This is a genomic window from Vibrio sp. 10N.261.51.A4 (genome assembly GCF_041471945.1).
GTDB classification, from domain to species: Bacteria; Pseudomonadota; Gammaproteobacteria; order Enterobacterales; family Vibrionaceae; genus Vibrio; species Vibrio crassostreae_C.
The window spans coordinates 19,854-43,949 of the sequence record NZ_JBFRPJ010000104.1 but is presented as its reverse complement, the minus strand read 5'-3'; the positions used below and the strand labels follow the sequence as shown (position 1 = coordinate 43,949).

General features: G+C 44.3%; 19 protein-coding genes. 9 read left to right on the top strand and 10 right to left on the bottom strand.

Annotated elements, in window-relative coordinates:
* The first annotated feature begins 20 nt into the window (after positions 1-20).
* Entirely contained in the window at positions 21-1,169 is a 1,149-nt protein-coding gene (locus AB4384_RS21465) for an extracellular solute-binding protein (RefSeq protein WP_372130086.1), read from the top strand.
* Between the two features lie 20 nt (positions 1,170-1,189).
* A complete protein-coding gene (locus tag AB4384_RS21460; RefSeq protein WP_371725326.1) occupies positions 1,190-3,079 on the top strand; it encodes a diguanylate cyclase in 1,890 nt (629 codons plus the stop codon).
* A gap of 211 nt (positions 3,080-3,290) precedes the next feature.
* Here AB4384_RS21460 and AB4384_RS21455 read toward each other — a convergent pair whose 3' ends face one another.
* Together AB4384_RS21455 and AB4384_RS21450 are read right to left on the bottom strand one after the other, a co-directional pair.
* Positions 3,291-4,007, bottom strand: coding sequence for a 3'-5' exonuclease (locus AB4384_RS21455; RefSeq protein ID WP_372052352.1), 717 nt, complete (start codon positions 4,005-4,007; stop codon positions 3,291-3,293).
* A 5-nt stretch (positions 4,008-4,012) separates the two neighbouring features.
* Complete coding sequence (locus AB4384_RS21450) at positions 4,013-5,902, bottom strand: DUF294 nucleotidyltransferase-like domain-containing protein (protein ID WP_017066062.1); 1,890 nt, start codon at positions 5,900-5,902, stop codon at positions 4,013-4,015.
* Between the two features lie 150 nt (positions 5,903-6,052).
* Between AB4384_RS21450 and AB4384_RS21445 the strand changes: the two genes are divergently transcribed.
* The gene (locus tag AB4384_RS21445) at positions 6,053-6,694 is read left to right on the top strand and encodes an outer membrane beta-barrel protein (RefSeq protein WP_102333202.1); all 642 of its coding nucleotides are present in this window, start codon (positions 6,053-6,055) and stop codon (positions 6,692-6,694) included.
* A gap of 123 nt (positions 6,695-6,817) precedes the next feature.
* Here the strand turns inward: AB4384_RS21445 and AB4384_RS21440 are convergent, their stop codons facing one another.
* The 3 genes from AB4384_RS21440 to AB4384_RS21430 form a co-directional block, all read right to left on the bottom strand.
* Entirely contained in the window at positions 6,818-8,008 is a 1,191-nt protein-coding gene (locus AB4384_RS21440; RefSeq protein WP_372130085.1) for an amino acid aminotransferase, read from the bottom strand.
* 202 nt (positions 8,009-8,210) lie between these two features.
* Entirely contained in the window at positions 8,211-9,752 is a 1,542-nt protein-coding gene (locus AB4384_RS21435) for an HD-GYP domain-containing protein (protein ID WP_136974827.1), read from the bottom strand.
* A gap of 249 nt (positions 9,753-10,001) precedes the next feature.
* A complete protein-coding gene (locus tag AB4384_RS21430) occupies positions 10,002-10,301 on the bottom strand; it encodes a hypothetical protein (RefSeq protein ID WP_017060414.1) in 300 nt (99 codons plus the stop codon).
* A gap of 218 nt (positions 10,302-10,519) precedes the next feature.
* Between AB4384_RS21430 and AB4384_RS21425 the strand changes: the two genes are divergently transcribed.
* Both AB4384_RS21425 and AB4384_RS21420 read left to right on the top strand, forming a co-directional pair.
* Entirely contained in the window at positions 10,520-11,923 is a 1,404-nt protein-coding gene (locus AB4384_RS21425; RefSeq protein ID WP_017065418.1) for a PLP-dependent aminotransferase family protein, read from the top strand.
* Between the two features lie 127 nt (positions 11,924-12,050).
* Positions 12,051-12,257 (top strand): hypothetical protein, encoded by a 207-nt coding sequence (locus AB4384_RS21420; protein ID WP_004734707.1) that lies wholly within the window; start codon positions 12,051-12,053, stop codon positions 12,255-12,257.
* A gap of 133 nt (positions 12,258-12,390) precedes the next feature.
* Here AB4384_RS21420 and asnS read toward each other — a convergent pair whose 3' ends face one another.
* Positions 12,391-13,791 (bottom strand): asparagine--tRNA ligase, encoded by a 1,401-nt coding sequence (gene asnS, locus AB4384_RS21415; protein WP_017060416.1) that lies wholly within the window; start codon positions 13,789-13,791, stop codon positions 12,391-12,393.
* 557 nt (positions 13,792-14,348) lie between these two features.
* Here asnS and AB4384_RS21410 point away from each other — a divergent pair.
* Positions 14,349-15,839 carry a SulP family inorganic anion transporter gene (locus AB4384_RS21410; protein ID WP_055318577.1) on the top strand — a complete coding sequence of 497 codons (1,491 nt, stop codon included), beginning with the start codon at positions 14,349-14,351 and terminating at the stop codon, positions 15,837-15,839.
* Between the two features lie 86 nt (positions 15,840-15,925).
* Here AB4384_RS21410 and AB4384_RS21405 read toward each other — a convergent pair whose 3' ends face one another.
* On the bottom strand, positions 15,926-17,548 hold the full coding sequence (locus tag AB4384_RS21405; protein WP_372130084.1) for a methyl-accepting chemotaxis protein: 1,623 nt from the start codon (positions 17,546-17,548) through the stop codon (positions 15,926-15,928).
* A gap of 501 nt (positions 17,549-18,049) precedes the next feature.
* Between AB4384_RS21405 and AB4384_RS21400 the strand changes: the two genes are divergently transcribed.
* Positions 18,050-18,247, top strand: a complete 198-nt coding sequence (locus AB4384_RS21400) for a hypothetical protein (RefSeq protein WP_048611631.1) — start codon at positions 18,050-18,052, stop codon at positions 18,245-18,247.
* An 81-nt stretch (positions 18,248-18,328) separates the two neighbouring features.
* Positions 18,329-19,471, top strand: a complete 1,143-nt coding sequence (locus tag AB4384_RS21395) for an amino acid permease (protein WP_017060419.1) — start codon at positions 18,329-18,331, stop codon at positions 19,469-19,471.
* 133 nt (positions 19,472-19,604) lie between these two features.
* Here AB4384_RS21395 and AB4384_RS21390 read toward each other — a convergent pair whose 3' ends face one another.
* The 3 genes from AB4384_RS21390 to AB4384_RS21380 form a co-directional block, all read right to left on the bottom strand.
* Positions 19,605-20,966, bottom strand: a complete 1,362-nt coding sequence (locus AB4384_RS21390; RefSeq protein ID WP_372130083.1) for an L-serine ammonia-lyase — start codon at positions 20,964-20,966, stop codon at positions 19,605-19,607.
* A 120-nt stretch (positions 20,967-21,086) separates the two neighbouring features.
* Positions 21,087-22,340, bottom strand: coding sequence for an aromatic amino acid transport family protein (locus AB4384_RS21385; RefSeq protein WP_048609200.1), 1,254 nt, complete (start codon positions 22,338-22,340; stop codon positions 21,087-21,089).
* Positions 22,341-22,649: 309 nt separating this feature from the next.
* Entirely contained in the window at positions 22,650-23,249 is a 600-nt protein-coding gene (locus AB4384_RS21380) for a CoA pyrophosphatase (protein ID WP_052878187.1), read from the bottom strand.
* 303 nt (positions 23,250-23,552) lie between these two features.
* Here AB4384_RS21380 and AB4384_RS21375 point away from each other — a divergent pair, with 303 nt between their 5' ends.
* Positions 23,553-24,095: a heme NO-binding domain-containing protein gene (locus AB4384_RS21375; RefSeq protein ID WP_017080579.1), complete on the top strand. Its 543-nt coding sequence runs from the start codon at positions 23,553-23,555 to the stop codon at positions 24,093-24,095.
* Position 24,096 lies beyond the last annotated feature (1 nt).

Below are 24,096 nucleotides of genomic sequence, written 5' to 3'. Positions count from 1 at the left end.
TTTACCACAAGGAACCAAGTGTGAGGTTATTGAGTCTATTTGCGATGCTATTTCCGGCCGTTGCTTGTTCGTCCACACTTGAAATATGGGCTGGTATTAATTATGAAACGGCCGATTATGTAAAAGAACATATCGAAGCGATGACTGATCATCGTGTAGAAATTCGTTCGTTTGACGTCAACAGTATTCGTTCTGAACTGCTTGTTGCTGATCCTAGAGACAATACCTTTCCCGACGCCATCTGGGTTCCTTCTGACTTCTTAGGTCTAACTGAATATATCGATTTAGCGACGCTTCCTGATGCTTGGGTCGATCCCCAACGCTATGAGAAAAAAGCGCTCGATGCAGTGGTCATCAACGGTGAGCTTAAGGCGTTACCGGTTGGTATTGGAAACCAAGTCGTTCTGTATTCGAGCAAGCCTCAAGCGCAAGTCGTGACATGGGAGAGCCTAATTGAACGCTCTGCTCAGTCCGATCAAGTGAGCGTGCTTTTTCCCAATCCAAACATGTACTTCTATCTAGCTTTCTATCAGCTTTTTTCTGAAGACTTATTATCGTCGAAGAATGTTAATGGTGAAGGGTTAGTTGCTATCTTTGATTTCATCGACATGTTGCAGCAGAAAAAAGTCATCGAATCATCGTGCAGCGATATTTGCGCGAGGCAGAGGTTCATCAATGGGGAAGTCGAGTTTTTGATTGACGGTGATTGGGCGTTCAGCGAACTCGATGCCGCCTTTGGTCGAGATTTGTACATCAATTCGTTGCCGACCTATCGTGGTGAAAGTATGTCTTCATTTAGTGGCGCAAAGGTTTTTGCTGTCACGGAAAAAGGCATGCAAAACCCAGATAAGAAATTGGCTTTGAAAGAAGTCGTTCAATACCTGCAATCAAACAGTTTCACCTCTTTAGCTCACTCGAGTGCCATGGTTTCGCCGTTTTATGAGGTTAATCAACGCCGTGTTGAGGAAGGTAACCAGACACTTTCAAATATGTACGATGAGTTTCAAGCATCGCAAATGATGTCGAGTGACTACAAGATGGCGATCGTTTGGGAGGCATCGGCTCGGGCGTATCAGCGTTACAAGTCAGGGATGCCAAAGAGTGAACTGCATAAATTTTACAATGATTTTGTTCAATATTACTCGGCGAATATGAGGGTAAGAGATTGAAGCTATCATTAAAATACACCATGGGCTTGGTGTTGCTGGCTTGCTCAATGCTTCCTGTTTACCTAGCGGGACAGTTGATTCTCAATAAACAAAACCAAAGTTCTTTAGAGCAAAAAGAAACCAAGCTGGACAACTCTACGACCGGTATTCGTCAAACCGTACAAGAGCAAATTAAGCTGACGGCGAGCCTAACTCAATGGTATTCGCATGACCGATCATTGATTAAAGCGGGTGGTAATATCTTTTTCTCGAGTGTTGTTTGGGACAAGATGGATAGCTTCAATGCGCTAGCGGAGAGTGTGTCCGCGACTTATATTCTGGACCAAAACTGGAAGCCCATTTATGACAGCAAAGGCAGCTTGTACCATTTTGAGCAGAGCCAGTTATTAGAAAGCTTGAAGCGTCCTCAATCGGTTTATGGGCAAGGGAAATTGTTCCACACCGAGTTTACCGAAACTGAAGTGGCGGATAATGCCGCTGCAGGTATCGCTTTTGTCGCGCCGATTTTACCTTATCGTTTGATAGAAGGTTCTACATACACGCCGCAGGGTTATCTTGTGGTTCTTATGGGGTATGACAGACTTAAGACTAAAGTGACGCCTTTCCTTTATCAAAATGAGTCGGTTGAGTTTAACTATATTGATTCAACGGATGCTCAATCTTCTGAACAAAGTGCGAACATTATCTCTATCGACAGCACATTCTTTACCGACAAATTGGTACTGAACGTCAAACATCATATTTCCGACAGTGAGCGTTTATTAGAGATGCAACAAGCTCAGGTGGTCTTTGTCAGAATATTGGTGGCGACACTTGCCATCTCGATTGTGTTTGCTCTGTTCCTAAGCCGCTGGTTCTCAGGGCAGTTAAACTTGTTGGCTGAATCTGTTACGTCGTATTCGCATAACCAGTCACCGACTCATAGTGTGGATGAACATCGTTTTACAGAGTTCGTCACGCTGAGTCGTTTATTGGAAACCATGTGGGGTCGTATACAATGCCAAGTCCGTGAACTGACCGAAAGCAACGATAAACTCGAAAGGTTTAATGTTCTGCTAGAGGACTTAGTTGAAGAGAAAACCAGCAAGTTAACGTATTCGCTCGCGCGTGAAGAATCCCAGAAGCATCGTCTTTTGAAGATCGTTCAGTTTGCATCATCAAGACACGCGGCTGAATATCGGTTGATTCCTCAAATGGTCGATCAAGAGTTAAAGACATTACTTGTTCAACATTCGATTCAGTTTCATTTTAACCGGACTGGCGAGGCTGACCTGATACTCTGTGACTCACAGGGGACGGCGATCGGGTATTTTTGTTCAAGTTCATTTGATGTCCTCAGTGAAGAAGATCTTCTGATTTTTGACATGTACCAAAAACAGTTAGCTGGTTGGCTAGAGCTCGAAAATATTACACGGATTAACATGCCGACTGGCTGTTTGAATCGTAAAGCTTTTAATGAAGATCTCGAATTCAGTAAACGCAGCATTAACGACAATCAAAATCAGATTTCTTTGATCATTATTGATATCAATGGCTTGAAAACGACCAATGATGTTCATGGGCATGAGATCGGGGATGAGCTGATACAGCGCTGCGTAGACGTAATCAGCCACGAATTGACACCTGCCAGTAACCTATACCGTTTGGGTGGAGATGAATTTGCGGTGCTTACCTTAACGTCTGGTGAGTCGAGTTCGCTCAATGTCGCAAAGATGACTGAGCAGTTGTACATTGCTCAGGAGCAACAGGCAATCGAGACTAAAGCGGGTATCTCTATTCCTGTCAGATTCTCGATTGGTGCAGCCTCTAGTAATTCAACAGACGTTGAGCAATTGTTCTCAGTCGCTGATGAGAATATGTATCAGCAAAAGCGTCTTTATTACCAAACGTTGTCTGTGGTTGGGAAGTAATAATGCCAATCACGCTGACAAATAGCGATCACGATTTTCGACGTCCATTAGAGCGGAACTGCTGCGGTGTGACGTTATAATATGTTTAAACGCTTATGGGAAATGCGCTTAGTCGGGCCAACCGTTGCTTAAACACAGACGATAAAAATGAAAAAGCCCACCAATGGAAAGTTGATGGGCTTTGTGTTTGTATTTAGCTTACGTAACTCAGCTAGAGCCAGAAACTCTTCAGAGGCATCTCAGAGTCAAAGTGATGAGCAATTTGCGCTTGGAGTAGCTCAGCGGTCGCAATAGCGTCAGTTAATGCATGATGCGGCGTGTAGTCGGGCAGATGGTATCGACGACGACTCTGACCCAGTCTCACTGAAGCTGGCTTCTTACCTTTCAGCTTATTCCACAAGCCGCCAGCCAGTTTATTTTGGATCTGAGATTCAATCTCCAGCGTGTCGAGGACTGGGAACTCAATGCCTTCACCGAGTCGCACTTTCAATGCATTGTCCAAAAAGTCACGTTCGATACGACGATAGTGAACCACAGGGATATGCCCCGCCATTGATTCTAAGATCTCGCCCAACACTTCGCTAAGGTCTGGCGCATCAATGATGTCATTGTGAGTGATGCCATGAATCACGACAGACTCTTCTTCTAACTTCTGTTTTGGTCTCAGCGTCCAGTGTTTGGCTTGTCGCAAGTAGATGCGATTGAGCGTAAATGGCACTAAACCAATGGTAATGATGCCGTCTTTGTTTGGGTTTAACCCCGTCGTTTCAAAGTCGACAGCCAAGAACATCACTTCTGAAAGTGGCGTATCAGGCGCAGGAAGAGGCTGGCTGTAAAAGTACTTTAAGCGCTCGTCTCTCGCTCGTTCTAGCTTCTGAGCAAACTTAAATGGCCAATCGACCGCAGGTGATCTGAATAGTTTGTTCATAGGCCCTACTTAAACTTGTTGCTGGCTTGATAACGGAACTTAAGGAAGTTTTGTGCATTACTTAATATTTGGAATGCATCCTTTAGGTTACGTCGTTCGAAGTCAGACAGGTTCTCTGGCTCGATGTTGTTATCGGGCTCGATGTTGTTGTCGACATCGTGTGCTTGGTGGCGAATACGAACCAGAGAGATAAACTCCATCGCATCTTTCAAATCTTGAGCTCGGCCTTTCGGCAGAATACCAGCGTCGATAATGTCATCTAAACGTTCGAACGAGTTTTTAGAACGAGAGGCTACCGCCAGTGAGTGAACACGAATCAAATCGGCCAGTGGCGCAGTACCACGACGCTTAAGATTGATTGAGTTGTTGTGGCGGCCATCTTTCTCCATCACGAAATCTTTGAAGAAGCCGAGTGGCGGTGTGCGGTTAAGAGCATTACGTGCAAGACACGCCAAGAAGCGGTTGTTCTTACGTGCGCGTCGAACAATAAAGCTATTCAATTGCTCAGCCCATTTCAGGCGACCATAAACGCCATCTAAGTCGAAGAAGATTGAAGCATTTAACAGTGCTTTCGGGTTTGGATCATCAATCCAATCGGCAAAGCACTCTTCCCATTGTCGACGAGTCATACGCCACGTTGGGTTAGTCGCCATGATATCGCCAGTACAATACACATAGCCACACTGATCTAAGCCATCACAAATAAAGGTCGACAGCTCCTCAAAGTATTTACCGTGCTTTTTCTCGTCGTAGGTATCATCAAGAATGATTGCGTTATCTTGGTCGGTAACCAGCAGCTGCTCATCACGCCCCATAGAGCCCAGTGCGAGGAAACAGTAAGGAATAGGCGACTTGCCCAATTTCTCTTCGCCCAGTTCGATAATTCGCTGCTTAAAGCTACGACCAATTACCGACATTGCAGTACCCACCATGTGGGCGTTGGCATCTTCGTTAACTAAGCGCACAAAGCTGTCTTTTACTTGCTCGGAAAGCACCTTCAGATCTTCGATACTTTGTTGCTGGAAGATACTACTTACCAATAACAGCGAGTTTTGAGACTCATAACGAACAATATCGGTCGCTTCGATAATGCCAATCGGCTTCTTATCTTTAAGCACTGGTAAATGATGCACGTTATAGCGAAGCATGGTCATCATAGCTTCGTATACGTAAGCATTGTGATCGAGAGAGATAACCTCAGGTGTCATTACGCTAGAGACTTCATCCGATGGGTCAAGCCCTTCAGCTAAAACGCGAGTACATAAATCTCGGTCGGTGATGATGCCAATCACGGGTGTTGAGTCATCTTCATCATCTTCAACGATTTCTGGATCAATGATCAGCAGGGAAGAGACATTGTCTTCGGCCATCATCGTCGCGGCTTGTTGTATCGTACGAGTCTTCTCGATCATCGGCGCTTCGCTAGTCAGTAGCGTTTTTACCTTGGATGTCGTGAGATCGTTGGCATCGTTATTACTTGAGTTTGCTTGGCGAAGACGGGCGTTGTCTTCTACTTCTACGAAATCTGCAAAGGAGTCGTAGTTGTCGTAGAGCTCTTGGAAAATTGGCTCAGGAATGCAGTAGAGAAGAGTATCTTCGGTCGCTTTTACTGGGAAACGAACCTTGTTGTTGGTCAGTAGACCCATTTGCCCGAACAAGTGGCCTTCATCAAGGCGGTTATAGAGTTCGCCTTTACGACGGTAGACTTCGACTTCGCCACTTCGAACGATGTATAAGTCATGTATTTGATCACCAAAGTGAATGATAGGGGTATCTTGGCGGTAATAAGAAATTTCCACGCTACTGGTCACTTTCGCCAACATCTCCTCAGGGAGTTCTGTGAAAGGGGGGTATTGTGCCAGAAAGTTTTGAATCTCTAATAACTCAGCATCCATAATGATCATCCATTGGTTTGTATGATTTCATGGTACAACATTTGATAATATTTTGCCGTCACAAATCAATCTGTGAGCTAAAACCTTTTTAAAGTCTTATGGATAGACTAACCTTTCAATTAATGGAGTGACAGTTTAAGGATGATAGGAATGTCGAAGTGGAAGCTTAGTTTTGTATCTGCGGTTTTTATGTTTTCTCCAAGTTTGTGGGCGGACACTAACGCGGTGGATATTTTAGATTACGACCATATTTATGCCACGGCGCATTCGGGCAGTTTAAATGAAGATGCAGGCAGTAATAACAATGCCTCGTCTTATGGATTAGGCGTCAGTTACGCGATGACGGATGATTGGTTGCTGCTGGGAGACTACAGCGCACGCTTCATTCACCCTGATGACACCACAACTCGAATTGATACGCTGATGCCAGGTGTTGGTTACCGTTACAGCATTAAGAAAGATTTAGATATAGTGGCTTACTACCTGCTTGGTATCACGAAAGGTAAGGTTGAAGATAATGACACCAACCGAACTGAATCTTCAGACACCGAGTTCATCCAAGGGGTAAAAGCTGAGCTTAACTATGGATTTGCGAAACGTTGGATAGCTAACGGGAGTGTGCAAGTGAATCGAAGTGACCTGTTTGATGAACAGATCTATCACTTAGGTTTACGTTATCTAGTGACCAACAAGTTTGCGATTGGTGGGTCATACCAACATCGAGATGGTGAAGGTAAAATTCGTAGCGAACGTACTAACGAGCTAGGTGTGGAATTTTTCCTAGAGTATTAACTTACAAAGTATCTAAACCTGAAAGTGGAGACACAAAAAAGCCAGCTTAATTGCTGGCTTTTACACATCTATTGGTCTGTAAGTGCAAGCTTGTGGTCTGCAAATACAGGTTTCGCTTTTCGATTAAAGAACCGCAGCGATACCTTTACATAGAGGACCCATGTTTGACTTAGTCATACCAGCAACACTGATACGGCCAGAACCAACAATGTAGATTGCGAATTCGTCTTTTAGGCGAGTTACTTGCTCTTTGCTTAGACCTGAGAACGAGAACATGCCGTTTTGACGTTCGATGAATGTGAAGTCTGCATCAACACCTTCTGATTTCAGTGTCGTTACGAATAGTTCACGCATCTCTTGGATACGGTCACGCATTTCTGCCACTTCTGCTTCCCATTCAGCACGTAGATCAGCATCACCAAGGATGTGAGTAACGACAGCACTGCCGTGGGCTGGTGGGTTAGAGTAGATAGAGCGGATAATGCTCTTAACTTGAGAGAATGCTGTCGTTGCTACGTCTGCTGATTCAGCAACCAGAGTGAATGCACCAACACGCTCGTTGTACAAGCCGAAGTTCTTAGAGAACGAGCTAGCAACAAGGATCTCTTTGTTGTATTGAGCAAAAATACGTAGGCCAGCAGCATCTTCTTCAACGCCTTTTGCAAAACCTTGGTAAGCAAAATCGAATAGAGGCAGCAGTTTCTTCTCAGCAACCAATTTAGCCAGTACTTCCCACTCTTCAGTTGTTGGGTCGATACCTGTTGGGTTGTGACAGCAGCCGTGAAGAAGAACGATATCGCCTTCAGAAGCTTTCTCTAGGTCAGCAACCATGCCAGCGAAGTCTTTGTCTTTAGTTTCAGCGTTGTAGTAGCTGTATTGAGCAGTTTCGATACCCGCAGCTGCGAAAACGCCGTTGTGGTTAGCCCAAGTTGGGTTACTGATCCAGATTTTCACTTCGCCCAGTTGGCGCTTGATGAATTCACCCGCTACGCGAAGTGCACCTGTACCACCTGGAGCTTGTGCTGTTTTAGCGCGTTGAGATGCAACGAGCTCTGCGTCTGAACCGAAAAGAAGTTTCTGAACCGCTAGACCGTATTCAGCTGTACCTTCAATCGTTAGGTAAGATTTGGTTTTTTCGTTTTCAAGAAGTGCAGCTTCTGCTTTCTTTACTGTTTTAAGTACTGGTGTTTGACCATCTTCATTTTTGTAGATGCCAACGCCAAGGTTGATTTTCTCTGCACGAGAGTCTTTTTTAAACTCTTCAGTAAGGCCGAGGATAGGATCGGCGGGAGCAGCTAACACTTTTTCAAACATAATCTTCATCCATGTCAATTGAGAGGGGATAGTATCTATGGGTAGTTATACCTGTATGGAATTTTTAAGACAATACGAAGTGAACAGAAAGACCAAAAAAAATCCATTTCAATCAGATTTATTGACTAAAGAGGATATTTGATAACAAAACACCCTACGGATTAACCTATAGGGTGCAAGAAGTTAGTGGATTTTGAATAGATTACGCTGGTTGAGCAATAAAGCTTTCGCGCTCGAGTTCACTCGCTACATTTTTGCCATCTTTGTAGGTCGCAGCAATTGAAACAAACGCTTGTTCGACGACCAGAAAAGCTTGGACAACTTGCGGATCAAAATGCGTCCCATTGCCCTCTAAGATGATCTGTTTAGCTTGTTCATGAGTAAAGGGTGGCTTGTAGACTCGCTTCGAGATGAGCGCATCATAAACATCAGCTAATGCCATTAAACGGCCAGATAACGGGATATCTTCACCAGACAACTGATTAGGATAACCACTGCCATTCCATTTCTCGTGGTGAGTCAGAGATATCTCCTTTGCGACTCTTAAGAAAGAGCTACTTCCCAACTGCTTTTCTGCAATAGATAACGCTTCAGCCCCAATCGCGGGGTGACCTTTCATTATCTCAAACTCTTCGTCCGTCAATTTGCCCGGCTTCAATAACACACTATCAGGAACACCTACTTTGCCCACGTCGTGCAAAGGCGCAGATTTGTAGAGCAACTCGATGTAGTTTGGTGTTAACAAGCTTGAGTGGGTTTCTGATTTGCTGAGCTCTTGTGCGAGCACCTTGACGTACTCTTGAGTTCTTAGGATATGTGCGCCCGTTTCATTGTCTCGAGATTCAGCCAATGCCGATAAGCTCACAATGGCCACGTCACGTGTGGTTTTGACTTCGTTTTGCGCGGTTTCAAGGCTATCAAGCATGGTATTGGTCATAGATGCCATTGAGCCAAGCTCGTTGTAGCCGAAAATAGGTAAGCGAACGCCTTGCTCGCCATTGGTGACTTTGTTTAATGCGTGCTCTTGGCTTAGGAGAATACGCTTAATTAGCTTGCTCCAAAGCGTCATGATGGTTATCGCGTAGCCACCCAGTACCACAGCCAAATAAATAAACTCTTTGATCACGCTGATCTTGCCGGTGCCATCCAATAAGCGGTCAGGGTTATGTTCTAACCAGAAGATGTCTTTGACAGCAATCATCGTCAACATAGTCGTCAGTGTTACCAGAAGCACGATAACCAAGCCTATCATCTGCTTGACCAGTGAACTTCTTTCACCAACCAGTTGGAAGTCGAATTGTCCAGTCGTCTCCATTTTATCCATTTGGCTGAGCTTGGCATTCAATTGAAGAATGGTTCCGGTAAAGAAGCCGAATAGACTCATGCCAAACAGCACCTTCAAATTACTATCTATGGTGAATTCATAGCTTAAGTTGTAGTAGAGCGCGAAAGGCACACTTGCAGCAAAAAATAGCAGGGTATCGAGTTGCGCGAATCGGCCTTGCTTGACCAAGGTATGTTGCGCCAATGGGTAACGACGTGCGAGCCATAATAAGATAAACACAATACTGACTTGTGTGAAAATCTCTAACGTCGTTAAGCTATCGAGCATAGGGCACACCCGACTGCCATAGGTGCCAAACAGCACGCCAGCAATGACGTATAACTTAGTCGTTAGCGATTGATTGTAATTTGAAGTATCCATCGGTAAGCCTTTGTTCTCATTCTTATTAGATTTACGCATTCATTGATTCACGACTTTAGAATTGCGAATGATTAGCATAAGTGACGTGAATAAGACCGGAAATTCTATCGATAGCTTTCGTGGATTGATACAAGAAACTGGTTTGTGTTAGAGATTTGTTAGCTAGGTGGGGGTTATTGCAGCATTTTTATGAAGATACTTGAATAGCCTCGGTCGAGGTTCGAGGCTATTCAGTCTGTGTACTGGTTAGAATCGCGAGTGATTGAGTTTGCTATCTACTTTACCCCGTTACTTTTTGAGATTGATTTCAGCTTCGATTGAGCCGGTTTCAATCTCAGGGTGAGACGCTAGTTTGTCTGCAGCCCATTGGTTGATGTGTTTCAGAATAGCAGACACCGCGTGTTTTTCCGTTGGTGCTTGGTCTTGTTCGACATCGATCTTTTGCTTTGGATGTGAGCCTGTCGCATCTTCAGCAATATGGAGCCAATCTGGGTGCCAGTAATATGGCTGACCGCTCGGTGTTGTCCAACTGTGAACACCGTTTGACTCTCCTTTATAACTTAATTGGTCTGCTTCTATTTTTTTCATTGTTATCTCGCATGTTTTTGGGTTACATCAAATTATTGAGGTAGAAAGCCAACTTAGCTCCTACCTTGGGTACAAACTTAGCAAAGCTTACAAAGTTATCTGTGAACCAATTCACACTATTGTGGAAATTAGGTGCGATCATATGGATAGCAGCAATAGTTGTTGGCGTAAGTGATAAAATCACCGGCTCACAGAATTTCTCTAGGTAGTACAATTAGATGGCGCGTTATGAAGAGCTTGCAAAGGATATTCGAACTCAGATAGCCAACAATACGTGGCGATCCGGAGAGAAGATCCCTTCGGTACGCATGAGTTGTCGAAATTACAACGTCAGCAATAGTACTGTCTTACAAGCCTACCAGTTGCTAGAAAGCGAAGGGTGGATCATCGCTAAACCTCAGTCGGGCTACTTTGTAGCGCCAAGGCTGGACGGCGTTGACTACGCACAGCCACTCGTTAGTGAAAAGAAAGCCATTAATGACCGCTTATTTGATTTCTTGAAGTCGAGTTCAGCCGAAGGTGTGATTCCTTTCGGCTCTGCATTCCCAGATCCCGACCTTTTCCCGTTACCTACCTTGACTCGAAACCTTGCCAGCGCGGGTAGGAAGATGACTGGCGCGAGTGTGATAAATAATTTACCACCGGGCAGTGAGTCCTTGAGAAGGCAAATCGCACAGCGTTATCTGCAGCAAGGGATTACGGTTAATCATCAAGACATCGTGATTACGTCGGGTGCTATGGAAGCGCTCAACTTGAGCCTGCAAACGGTCACCAAGTCGGGTGACAACGTCGTGATTGAGTCTCCCGCCTTCTATGGTGCTCTGCAGGCTGTCGAGAGGCTCGGGCTTAACCCTATCGAAGTGGACGTTTGCCCAATCAATGGGTTGAATATAGAGCAGTTTGAAAACGCGCTACAAAACCAAGATGTTAAAGCGTGTTGGCTGATGACGACTTTTCAAAACCCAACGGGAACCAGTTTGTCGGAACAGGCAAAGCGCCGTGTGGTAGAGATTGCAGAACAGCATGGAACCTACATTATTGAAGATGACGTGTATGGCGATCTTTATTACGAAGGGCATAAGCCGAAGCCACTAAAGGCCTTCGATAAGACCGATTCCGTCTTGCTTTGTGGGTCGTATTCAAAAAGTTTGTGTCCTGGTTATCGAGTAGGGTGGGTTGTGAACACGCGTTTTAACGACGCGATTCAAAAGTTACAGCTTCTTTCTACGTTATCGAGTAGCGCTCCTGTTCAACTTGGTGTCGCTCATTTCTTAACGCATGAAAGCTACGACAATCACCTTCGTAAACTGCGTAAAAACCTTGTCGTCAGGAAAGAGCGATTTATCGATGTCATTAAGCAGTACTTTCCGCATTCAATCGAGATTGAAGAGCCGGCTGGTGGTTACTTGATATGGATTCGCTTTTCTGAAAAATTCGACAGCCAACAGTTTCATCAACTGGCTATCGAACAAGGTATTAGCGTTGCATCTGGCGATCTGTTTAGTGAGCATGGCAGAGTGGATAACGCGATACGATTGAACTTCTCTTATGAACTGACAGAAGAGAAAGAACAGGCGCTCATCTGGCTTGGCAAACTGGCACATCAACTTACGCACTCGTAAAACCTTAAGTCCCTCATAAAAAAGACAATCATTCCAACTGTACGGGTTGTTTGTGGGGTAACTGTACGCCTAATTGACCAAAGAGTTGTGATTCAATAACGGTAGACCAAATATTGGAGATACCGTTATGTTGAAAATGACTATGGGAAATGAAGTTAAGCTGATTATTGTCGCTATTGTGTGTGCGCTTCTGCTTATTCTCGGCCACGTACTGCTGGCAAAAGCATTCGCTGATATGGCGTGGGCGGAATACACCACTGCCGCGATCCCATTCGTTATGATGGCAATTTGCGGTCTTGCAATAAAATACGCTATCGACCAAGATGTGGATTAGCTTTTGAAATAATGAGTCTCAGATAGTGGCACGCAGAAGCATCTGGACTCGTTTTATTCCGAACATAAAAAAACCTCCGCAAGTGCGGAGGTTTTTGTTTGTTCTTAACTTTTAATATCGAATAGGTTTCGAATTAGAAGTTTGCAGAGCGTGGTGTACGTGGGAATGGAATCACGTCACGAACGTTACCCATACCTGTTACGTAAGATACTAGACGCTCGAAACCAAGACCGAAACCAGCGTGTGGCACTGTACCGTATTTACGTAGGTCGCGGTACCAGCTCATGTGCTCAGGGTCGATACCCATAGCAATCATACGCTCGTCTAGAATGTCTAGACGCTCTTCACGTTGTGCACCACCGATGATTTCACCGATGCCTGGTGCAAGTACGTCCATTGCTGCAACTGTTTTGCCGTCGTCGTTTAAGCGCATGTAGAAAGCTTTGATGTCTTTCGGGTAGTTCTTAACAATAACAGGTGCTTTGAAGTGCTCTTCAGCTAGGTAACGCTCATGCTCAGAAGACATGTCGATGCCCCACTCAACGTCAAACTCAAATTTCTTACCAGAGTCTAGTAGGATTTGGATTGCGTCAGTGTAGTCAACTTGTGCGAAATCAGCGTCTACGAATTGCTCTAGACGAGTAATTGCTTGCTTGTCGATGCGAGAAGCGAAGAACTCAAGGTCATCGCGGCGCTCTTCAAGAACAGCAGCGAAAACGTACTTAAGCATGTCTTCAGCCAGTTTCGCTACATCGTTAAGGTCTGCAAACGCAACTTCAGGCTCAACCATCCAGAACTCAGCTAGGTGGCGGCTTGTGTTTGAGTTTTCAGCACGGAACGTAGGACCGAACGTGTAAACCTTGCTTAGTGCACAAGCATAAGCTTCAGCATTAAGTTGGCCAGATACTGTTAGGAACGTCTCTTTACCGAAAAAATCTTCGTTGAAGTCTACGTCGCCTTTTTCAGTGCGTGGTAGGTTTTCCATGTCTAGCGTAGAAACACGGAACATTTCACCAGCGCCTTCTGCATCAGATGCAGTGATAAGCGGAGCAGAAGTCCAGAAGAAGCCTTGCTCGTGGTAGAAACGGTGAATCGCTTGAGATAGACAGTTACGTACACGTGCTACTGCGCCAATCACGTTTGTACGTGGACGTAGGTGAGCAACTTCACGAAGGTATTCGATAGAGTGACGTGTCTTAGCCATTGGGTAAGTGTCAGCGTCTTCAACCCAGCCTACAACTTTAACGTCAGTTGCTGCTAGTTCGAAGTCTTGACCTTTCGCAGGAGACTCAACAATCTTACCCGTTACTTCAACAGAGCAGCCAGTTGTTAGCTTTAATACTTCGTTTTCGTAATTATTAAGATTATTAGGAACCACGGCCTGAATCGGGTCGAAACAAGAGCCGTCATAAATGGCAAGGAAAGAGATTCCAGCTTTGGAATCACGACGTGAACGGATCCAGCCGCGAACAGTTACTTCACTGTCTACCGCTAGCTTGCCGCCAAGTACGTCTGTTACAGGCGCGTAAGTCATGTTGATTTCATTCTCCATTGAGGGACAAATTCAACTCAAAGTATCTGGCATTGCTGCAAATAAACATACATTTGCACAATAATTAGCCGAAACATTAAGTCGTATAAACTTTTTAAATCGATTGGACATATTACCTGTCATACCGACAGCTTCAACCTTTATTCTTGCTTGGTGAAAGAAATATTGTGTCTACTGACGATAAATAGGTTTGAGGGTGTGTTTTTTGTTCGATCTTAGCGTCAGCCTTACCTTTCACCCTATGTGAGCTGCTGAACGAGCATGGCGTAATCGAAACCTTTGTTTTCAATAATGGGAGTGTGATTGTGTTGAGACTCACTCTATATTGGCGCGGATTCAGTCATTTTGGACTTGATCACCTTCTTAATTTCCCACTAAAGTACAAGAGGAGTTTAATATCTACGTGTTAATTACGCCGCCTTAACCCCTGCATTCTCTCTACACCCGCACTTTTCGAGCGCTCGCTCATTCAAGAAAAACAGTCGATCAAATTATGTCTCAACAAGGCAGGACTGGCTGTACAAGTAAAAGAGAATTACATGCTTAATTATTTAAAAAAACACTGGTTATCAAACGTTAAAGGAGATTCATTATCTGGGATTGTGGTTGCACTCGCATTGATCCCTGAAGCCATCGCATTTTCAATTATTGCAGGCGTTGACCCTAAAGTAGGGCTCTATGCCTCGTTCTGTATTTGTGTCGTCACTGCTTTGGTTGGCAGTCGTCCGGGAATGATTTCCGGAGCAACAGGCGCAATGGCGTTGTTAATGGTCACCTTAGTGAGAGAGCACGGATTGGAGTACTTGCTTGCTGCTTCATTTCTTGCAGGCGTTATTCAAATCGCGGCGGGATATCTCAAGCTCGGTAACCTGATGAACTTTGTTTCCAAATCGGTGATTACTGGATTTGTTAACGCGCTCGCCATCCTAATCTTCATGGCCCAGCTCCCTGAATTGGTCAACGTCCCTTCGAGCGTTTATGTATTAGTCGCTTTGGGTTTGGCGATCATTTATCTGCTTCCTTATTTCCCCAAGTTTGGTCGTGCAATACCTTCTCCATTAGTCGCGATTGTTGCCCTGACAGTCATTAGTTTGTTGTTCGGATTAGATGTGAGAACGATTGGCGATATGGGTAAGCTTCCTGATTCACTGCCTGTGTTTTTAATTCCCAATATTCCATTCACGTTCGATACGCTTGCAACCATCCTTCCATATTCGATTGCTCTATCTTTGGTTGGCTTATTGGAATCCTTGATGACAGCGACCATCGTCGATGACCTGACAGATACTGAGAGTAATAAAAACAATGAGTGTAAAGGGCAGGGGGTTGCCAATATAGTGGCCTCCCTTTTTGGTGGTATGGCGGGTTGTGCGATGATTGGCCAGTCAATCATTAACATCAAATCAGGCGGCTTAACCCGATTGTCCAGCATGATCGCCGGGGTTGTTTTGTTATTAATGGTGGTGTTTGTTTCTGATTGGTTGAAGCTGATACCGATGGCAGCTTTAGTGTCTGTGATGATCATGGTTTCTATCGGCACATTCTCGTGGCGTTCTATTGTTGAGCTTAAAGACCACACACTTCCAACTAATGTAACCATGTTAGCGACCGTGGCGGTGGTGGTGTTTACTCATAACTTAGCGATTGGGGTGGCGGTTGGCGTGGTGCTGTCGGCTCTGTTTTATGCACATGCCAGCAAATCCATGGTGTTTATATCCGATGAAGTCGTGACAAACGAAATGCACACCATTCACCGAGTAAAAGGCCATGTCTTCTTTGCTTCGTCAGATGCGTTTGTCGACTTATTTGATTATGACAACGCGACCTCTTTAGTGACCATCGATATATCGGATGCGTCATTCTTAGATAATACCTCGGTCGAGGCGCTTGATAAGGTTGTGTTCAAGTTCCGTAAAAAAGGGGCTTACGTTGAAGTGTCAGGAATGGATAGCGTGAGTGCGAATCTGATAGTCAAACACGCGATGTATCACAAGCATAAAGACTTAACCGCGGTTTCCATTACGCACTAATCTTGGTTTACGGTTCTTTTAAAGCCTGAATTAGACGTTGCTATGAAGATAAAGCGCTCATTGTTGAGCGCTTTTTTGTTGGCGATCTATGACTTCTTCTTTGTACTCGATAAAGTAAACTGATTAATCAGTGACTCAAGGTGATCAGACAGCTCTTCTAAGTCATTGCTGATGTTGCGAGTTTCAGCCGCAGATTGCGACGTGTTGTTGGCGTGAGAGGTGATGGTCTCAACCTTTTGTTGAACATCTTGAGTCGCTTGTGTGGTGGATTGTGTTTGCTGCTGAATATTCTGTGCGTGAGCCAAGACTTGTTTCATCTCTTCGACCACACCATTCATTTCAATTGAAAGTGCGTCGATATCGGTTGAGCTTTGATGAGCTTGTTCGCAAACGCGATCGGCAGAAGTTAGCGACTCTTCACTGCCTTGCTGGGATTGATGAATGATTGACTCAATGCTGCCTGTTGCTTCTGCGGTTCGCGATGCAAGGTGGCGAACTTCATCAGCCACCACCGCAAACCCACGACCTTGTTCTCCCGCACGTGCCGCTTCAATTGCTGCATTCAAGGCCAGAAGATTGGTTTGGTCAGCAATGCCACGAATCACACTCAATATTGAAGAGACCTCTCCGGTTTGCTCATTGAGTGTCAGTATTTTGTGTTTCACTTCTTCTATGCTGCTAACGAGGTTTTTTATCTCACTGCTTGCTTCGTGTGCTTGGTTGGCACTCTTACACGCCACATCAGCGGTGTGATTGATAAGCTCTGAAGCTGTTAAAGTCGCTTGTTCTACATTGACTTGCTGTGCCTGTATTCCTTCGACATTGTGTTGCACTTCTGCGGTTTCGCTTTGCTGGTCGCTGGCGGCTTGCTCGGTAATTTGCGCGACACTAGTCAGTTGGTTGGCAGACGCATTTAACTTGTGCGAGGTGCTTTGTACCTTTTCTAAGCTGTCAGATACGGTTCCCATGAACGAGTTGATGGAGTTAGCCAGCGTGCCAATCTCATCCTTGCTTTGTTCCGGCAGGCGAGTGGATAGGTTTTTATCGTTGCTGATTTGGGTCATAAAGCGAGAAGTCTGTTGCAGCGGGCGCACGATAATCTTACGAATTAATCCCATCGTAAGGACAAATCCGGCAAACGAGATCACTGCCATAATGCCAATAGCAGCCATGGTTTGAGTGTTAATCAGCGAGTTAACATGGTTAAGGTTATATTCGAGACGAATCGCACCCAAGACTTCACCTTCTGGTGCCATATGACAGGCGACACAATTGGTTCCTCGGTAATCTTCACTCGACTTCATTGGCAGAGCAATAACCAAGCCTTTGCCCCAATCAGCAGAAAAAGGTTCGATAACGGTTTCGCCCGCTAGCGCTCGTTTATCAATATCGTCAACCGGTGTTTGGTTGTCATTACCTGGGCCATATAACTTGCTGACAGCGTCGGCGCGTAAAACACGAACGTCTTCAATGCCTTCTTGAGCCAGTGCTTTCTGACGAAGGGTCTCTTTTTGTGCCATGGTGCCGGTGAGCATCATCATATTGAGGCTATCGAAGTAGTTACTTGCTTTGTCGTGAAGCTGCTCACTTAACACTGAGTTTACAAGTTGCTTTTGTTGCGAATATTGGAAATAGGTCGATATTGCCAGCAAAAAGGTGAACACGATGGCGAGGGCCACTAGGATTTTAAAGGTGATTGTTGAGCGCATAAGGTGTTTGTTTTTATTAATTATAATGACGCAAATACTGTACTAGTAAGAATTCCTACCACCTATGGGGTATAACGAATTGTGTGACCACACTCCGGTTGTGGTTATGCTTCTGTGATGTAGCAAGTTTGTGCGGAACCTGGTGTTGAAATGGAACGCGCTTCAAGCTCCTCGCTGTTCTTAAAACAGACTGTTGTTTTGGGAAAATTGAAGTGCAGCATCGAGTTTTGATTGTGCTGATAATTAGAAAAGCCTAGGTTGTTAATTAGCTCGATGTATTTGTCCGCTTGTCTTTTATCAATAAAGACTATTGTTTTAGACGACTTAGTGGTCAATTTATATCCAAATGGTTGTTTTGTTCAATTTAATAGCAAAAATTGTGGTTATAGCGTTGTGTTTCGAGGCTCATTCGATAAGATGAAAAGACCTCTATGATAGAGGTAGGGCAGCAACGGATACGCTGCTTCAAATACTATGGAATGTGACTTATTGGACACATACATGAAATTCAAGATTACATCACCGATTATTGAACCTACGGAAGGTTCACCACATCAGTTAATGCTTACTCACGCTTCTCGTTTTACCTCTTTTAAGACAAGCTCCCCTTTGAACGCCCTGTTCGACAACGTCTCTGCACGCTTCTTTACCGCTTATCGCTCCTATTGTTATTCGTTTTATAACTTTATTTCTATCTGAACTCCTTTGTCATCCGCTCGATGAACGAAGACTCACATCTATAAAAACTAAACAAATAAGTTAAAAACAATGAATATTAAAATGATGGGTAGCTCCCTAATTATCGCTGGTACCGCTCTCGGTGCTGGTATGCTTGCGATCCCAATGGTATTAGCTCAATTCGGATTGCTTTACGGCACACTGCTTATGGTACTGATCTGCTTCGGTACGACTTACGCAGCATTACTACTTCTAGAAGCGACCATCAAAGCGGGTGGCGGTCTAGGATTAAACTCTATTGCCCGAAAAACCTTGGGTAAACAAGGTCAGTTGCTTACCAACGGCTTGCTATACGCGTTGTTGATTTGCCTATTAATGGCTTACATTCTGGGCGCAGGTGACTTGCTGAGTAAGTTACTGTCTAACTTTGGCGTCGAAATTACCGCGACTACCAGCCAAACCGTGTTTACCTTGCTTGCTGGCGCAGTAGTCGCAAGTGGTACTGGTGTGATTGATAAGCTCAATCGAGCATTGTTCTTCGTGATGCTTGCTAGTTTGTTTGCAACCATGGCCTTCTTAGCGCCGAGCATGACTCAAGAAAACTTGATGCAGGTAACCAGCCATGACCACGTTGACCTAATCAAAACCAGTGCCATCCTGTTTACGAGCTTTGGCTTTATGGTGGTGATTCCAACCTTGGTTTCTTACAACCACGAAGCGACAGACAAACAGCTGCGTAACATGGTGATCATCGGTTCTCTGATCCCATTAGTGTGTTACTTGTGTTGGTTGTTTGCGGTAGTGGGTAACTTGAGTGAAGAGCAATTCCGTAGCTTTGAGAACGTATCAGATTTGATGGCGGCGTTTGAGGCTCAGTCTCCTTGGGTGGGTAACGTCTTGTCTACCTTCACTGGCTTGGCGTTGTTGACCTCTTTCTTTGGTGTGGCGATGGCGTTGTTCAACCAGAACAAAGACATGTTCAACCAAAATACAGCGGTAACGTACTGCATTAGCTTTATCTTGCCGTTGGCTGGTTCATTGCTTGCGGCAGACAAGTTCCTACAAGTACTGAATTACGCAGGTATCATCTTGGTGTTCCTAGCGGTGTTTGTTCCTCTGGTTATGGTCCACAAACAGCGTTTCATGAAAGTTGCTGATGACCGATACCGAGCAGAAGGTGGCAGCGCAATGATGTTGTTCTCACTGCTGTTTGGTTGCTTCCTGCTTATCTCACAAGTGATCTAGTTCTTTGGTCCATTATCTAAGATGCGAATCGAGCATCTTAGATATAAGTGGCCGGAATTCAGATACAAAAAAGGAACGCATCGGCGTTCCTTTTTATTATCTGCTGATTAAAAACAGATTGATTCAAAGGCTATCAACAAACAACCTTAACAGCCAAACCACCTTGAGAAGTCTCACGGTATTTAGCGTTCATGTCTTTACCTGTTTCTAGCATTGTTTCGATAACTTTATCTAGAGAAACAGTAGGAGCAGAAGAACGACGAAGTGCCATACGAGTCGAGTTGATTGCTTTAACTGCAGCAATACCGTTACGCTCGATACATGGTACTTGTACTTGGCCAGCAACTGGGTCACATGTTAGACCTAGGTTGTGCTCCATGCCGATTTCTGCAGCCATACATACTTGCTCAGGGCTACCACCCATAAGCTCAGCAAGACCAGCAGCAGCCATAGAGCATGCCACACCAACTTCACCCTGACAGCCAACTTCAGCACCAGAGATTGAAGCGTTACGCTTGTAAAGACCACCGATCGCGCCAGAAGCTGCGAAGTAACGGATGTAATCTTTCTCTGTCACTGTTTGGATGAACTTATCGTAGTAAGCCAATACAGCAGGGATGATGCCACATGCGCCGTTTGTTGGTGCCGTAACTACACGGCCGCCAGCTGCATTTTCTTCGTTTACTGCGAAAGCAAACATGTTTACCCAGTCAACAACCGACATTGGATCATTGGTTGTTTTTTCTGAAGTCATTAGCTGTTGGCGAAGTGCTGCTGCACGGCGAGGAACACGTAGTGGACCAGGTAGGATACCTTCAGTATTCATACCGCGATCCATACACTCACGCATAGTTTTCCAGATGTTAGCGAAGTAAGTGCGAGACTCTTCGTCTGAGTGGAACGCTGCTTGGTTTTTCATAACCAGTGTACTGATAGAAAGACCGCTTTCTTTGCACTGATTAACCAGCTCTTCAGCTGTTGTGAATTCGTAAGGTGCTTTGATTGGGTTTTTTTCTTCTTTGCCGAAGTTCTCTTCGTCAACGATGAAACCGCCACCAATTGAGTAGTACGTTTTTGAGTATGCAACTTCGTCACCAACCCATGCATGAATGCTCATGCCGTTCTCGTGTAGAGAAAGGTTGCTAGTGTGGAAGTTCATACCGCCATCGCGTGGGAACGATACTGTATGACAGTGCATGCCAACAGGAAGGCGCTCAGTTTCTTCTACGCGAGCAATGAAGCCAGCAATAGAATCGATATCAACACGCTCAGGAGTATTGCCAGCAAGACCCATGATGATTGCGATATCTGTGTGGTGACCTTTCCCTGTCAGTGATAGTGATCCATATACGTCCACGGTGATTTTAGTGATGTCGCGCAATTTTCCCATTGAACGTAGGTCATCAATAAATTCTTTACCCGCTTTCATTGGTCCAACTGTGTGTGAGCTCGATGGACCAACACCGATTTTATAGATATCAAATACACTAATCATAGCGATTACCTCAAAAAGAGAGCCTCCCAAGGGGAGTAGGGAGGCTCATTTATTATCATTATATTTTTTGTCTAATCTCGCGATATAAGATGGATGCCATCTTATAAAAAGGGCTTGAGATTAAAGAGCGCCGTAGATTACAGAACTAATAGCCGCTAGACCACATAAAGCTGTAAAGATTTGCACAGGTGCTGAAGTTTTGTACTTAGCCATAGCTGGTACTTTCTGCATCGCGAACACAGGCATTAGGAACAGGATAGCTGCAATCATTGGAGCACCCATTGTTTCAATCATACCTAGGATACTTGGGTTAACTACCGCAACAATCCAAGTTGTAACAACGATGAACGCTAGAGATGCTTTTTCAATCTTAGAGATTGAAGAACCAGAGCGAGACTTGATTAGACCAACAAGACCTTCGTGAGCACCTAGGAAGTGACCGAAGTAGCTAGAAGTAATCGCTGCGAACGCTACTAGAGGACCCATGTAAGAGATAAGTGGAGACTCATGTACGTTTGCTAGGTAAGAAAGAACAGAGATGTTCTGTGCTTGTGCTGTTGCTAGTTGCTCTGGAGATAGAGAAAGAACTACAGAGAATACGAAGAACATTACAAAACCCATCAGCATCATTGCTGCGCCGCCAGTGATCGCGTCAGTTTTCTTAACTGCGTCATCACCGTATACACGACGTTGCTCTTTAGAGAACTGTGAAATGATTGGGCTGTGGTTGAAAGAGAACACGATGATTGGAATAGCAAGCCAGATAATAGAAGGCATTGTTGACCATTCTGGGCTTACGTCCATCATTGAAGTGTTCCAATCAGGAACTAGGTAAAAAGATAGCGCTAGTAGGATGAATACTAGTGGGTAAACCATTGCTGAAGTTGCTTTAAGCATCAGCTCTTTACCGAATACAACACCTGCTGTCATAGCAAGGATAAGTGCACCAGAAAGAAGAGGACGTGGAATAGATTCCATACCCATTTGGTTTACTAGGAAAGAATCAACTGTGTTTGTGATACCAACACCGTAGATAAGAACGATCGGGTAGATAGCGAAGAAGTAAGCAAAAGTAATAATGTTTGCGCCAGTCTTACCGAAGTGCTCTTCAACTGTGTCTGTAATATCAGCTTCAGGGTTTTTAGCAGACAGTACGAAACGAGCTAGAGATTTGTGTGCGAACCAAGTCATTGGTGCCGCAATTAGAGCTAGGATAACTAATGGCCAAAAACCACCCGCACCAGCTTTGATTGGAAGGAATAGTACGCCAGCACCAACTGCTGTACCGAATAGTGATAAACACCAGGTAAAATCTTTATAGTTAAACTTGCTTGAATCTTTAACGGCATTTGCCGAAGAAGTTGTTGTGTTCATGTTAAATTACTCATTTTTTGGGAACAGGAAATAAGTCGGGGCTAATTCTGCAGAATTTTCTTCTGCAAAAAATAGATCTAAATCATGTAATGAAACGGCGTGTCACATGATATGCGAAAAACGAATTTTTGATCACGAAAATAGCGTGCTACATGTGATTTATGTTTATGCATGGTATTAGTTTTATTTATGCGAAAGGCGGGGTTGTATAGATTTATACCAGGGAAACGTTTGCGTAAAATTGCATTAATAAATCTGTTCCATAGAAAGTCTGGATTTTGTTAACAGAGATTAAACAAAACGTAGTTGCTATGTAATTCGTTGCACTACATGTTGCTGCAGTGATTGGATAATTTGCGCCGTAACGCCCCAAATTAGGTGCTCTTGGAAAGGCATCGCAAAAACACGATGCTTGATTTGTTTGAAGTTAACAGTGTGGCTGTGTAACTTGGCTTGGTCTAAAACATAGGTGGCAGGCACCTCAAAAATAGAGGCAACTTCGTTCTCATCGATGATGGCTTCATAGTCAGGATCGACCATTGCAACAATCGGCGTCACAGAAAATTTACTAATGGTACTCAAAGCGGGTAATTGCCCAACAACTTTAACTTGATCCGATCGAATTCCTACCTCTTCATGGAGCTCTCTAAGTGCGGTGAATTGCATAGAAGGGTCAGAGAGTTCGTGTTTACCGCCAGGAAAACTGACTTGGCCAGGATGATGCTTTAAATGAGCCGCTCTTTTTGTAAAAATGACATGTAAACCATCTTCTCTTTCCACTAAACCGACCACCACTGCCGCTTTACGTAATTGATCGCCACTGATATGCGAAACACGCTCTACTGACTCTGGGTGATAGCCAACGGTAGGGTTTAGTTGGAATTGTTGAAGGAAGTTTTCTTTATTCATATCAAGCCAATATATTGATTATTATGATTTTAAGTATAGACATAACCGTGGGTTGATTACCAATATTGAGTTTTTCTTCATTCACTTTCCCTCTTTTAGTTATCAATTGGGCGTCATGAGAGGCTGTTTACCGATGAATCTCCTCAAAATGACGATTTTTGCTATATTCAATATGTGCATACAGGCGAGTAAGCGTTACCCATGTCATAAAATTGGGTGACGAAACGTAGATTTTTTGTTTAAGAATTTGATAACAATAACTTAGTGGACCATTCTAAAAAGAAATAGAAGAAAAGGTATGAGATGAAAGGAATCATATTCACCGAATTTTTAGAGCTTGTTGAAGACAAGTTTGGGCTAGAGCTTTTGGAAGAAGTTCTAGAAATGTCAGAAGACGAAGGGATCTATACGTCGGTCGGCAGTTACGACCACAAAGACCTTGTCAGGTTGATTATCAACTTGAGTAAGAAAACCGATATTGATGCGGCAAGCTTGCAACGCGTGTTTGGGCAGTCTGTATTTAAGAACTTACTGGCCTCATTACCGAATAAAGCGAGCCTTGCTCATAGCACGACCACCTTTCAATTTATTCAGCACGTAGAGCGCTACATTCACGTTGAAGTGAAGAAGCTCTATCCAGATGCTGAGCCACCTGAATTCAGTTTTATCACCACGACCGAAGCACAACTTGTTTTTGACTACAAAAGCGCAAGGTGTATGTCTCATGTTTGCTTAGGACTTATAGAAGGATGCGCTGAATACCACGGTGAATCTATCGCGGTGGAGATGACGCCACAAAATGATGACCAAAGCGTGGTTAGGTTTAATCTCAAAGTAGAAAAGTAAT